Here is a 676-nt window from a genome sequence, read left to right as displayed (position 1 = left end):
CATCAGGACCTCCAACAATGGGGTGTTGCGACGACCGGTTGAATCCGCCTTGGCTGCCGCGGTCAGAGTGATGAACAAGCCCCATCGCCTTCGTCGGTCGCCGCTCATGAACAGCCTGCTCCAAGGCATCGAGAACGAACCCGGCATGCGCCGAGGTGCTGACACGCCAACCGACGATCTTGCGGGCATAGGCATCAATGACGAAGGCGACATAGGCGAACCCTTTCCAAGTGGCGACATAGGTGAAATCGCTGACCCAGAGCGTGTTGGGCGCGGGCACACGGAATTGCCGGTTCACCTTGTCCAGCGGGCATGGCGCCTTCTTGTCGGGCACCGTGGTCTTGTGCGGCTTGCCCCTGATAATGCCTTGAATACCCATGCTCTTCATCAACCGGGCAACCGTGCAGCGGGCGACGTCAAAACCTTCCCGTTGCAATTGCCGCCAGACCTTCCGCACGCCATAGACCCGCCAGTTCTCTTCGAAAACACGGTGGATCTCGGGCCGCAGTGCCGCGTCACGCCGGGCGCGGTCCGACAACCGGGTTGGATCAGCCCGCTTCGCCAGGTGCTCATAATACGTGGAAGGGGCAATCGGCAGGACAGTGCAGATCGGCTCGACCCCATGCTTGTCCGTCGTCAGATAATTTGGGACGCTTGAGCGTTTTTCGGATTGGAG

The 676-nt window shown here is 60.5% G+C and carries 1 protein-coding gene; it reads right to left on the bottom strand.

Going from position 1 to position 676, the window contains the following annotated elements; translation table 11 throughout:
* On the bottom strand, positions 1-676 hold a 676-nt coding region (locus tag AX756_RS24795), incomplete at both ends, for an IS3 family transposase (protein WP_156461698.1).

Origin of the sequence: Aliiruegeria sabulilitoris, assembly GCF_001558155.1 — a bacterium.
GTDB lineage: Bacteria > Pseudomonadota > Alphaproteobacteria > Rhodobacterales > Rhodobacteraceae > Tropicimonas > Tropicimonas sabulilitoris.
Note: the sequence above shows the minus strand (reverse complement) of the source record. Positions and strands in the feature narration are given on the sequence as shown.